Annotated in this window: 1 protein-coding gene; it reads right to left on the minus strand. The window is 55.7% G+C overall.

The annotated features are described in order from the left end of the window. On the minus strand, positions 1-387 hold a 387-nt coding region (locus tag ACTHUR_RS19655), incomplete at its 3' end, for a lyase family protein (protein WP_440400472.1). Between the last annotated feature and the right edge of the window lie 92 nt (positions 388-479).

The raw sequence follows: 479 nt of genomic DNA on the forward strand, positions 1-479 counted from the left end.
GGGATGGACGGGCTGATACGCCGCCAAACCCGTACCGGCGATTTCGTTGGCGCGGTTTGCCAGCACTTCGTTCATGTTCATATTGGACTGCGTGCCGGAGCCGGTCTGCCAAACCACTAAGGGGAACTGCCCGTCGAGCTTGCCGTTCAACACGTCGTCCACCGCCTGCGTAATCAAATCCGCCTGCTCAGGCTTAATCCTGCCGAGGGAAACATTGGTCGCGGCTGCGGCTTTTTTCACCAGTGCCAAAGCATGAATCAACGGCTGCGGCAGGGTTTCGCCGCCGATTTTGAAATTGTTGCAGCTGCGCTGAGTCTGCGCGCCCCAATAGGCTTCGGACGGGACTTCGACATTGCCCATGGTGTCGTGTTCAGTACGGGTGCTCATTCGTTTCTCCTAAGTTAAATGATAATGCAAATAATTTGCAAGCGTATTATAGCGGGCAGGAGGTCGTCTGAAAAGCGGAGGAAGGGGTCTGG

The sequence above is a fragment of the Neisseria sp. P0021.S007 genome, from assembly GCF_051956855.1.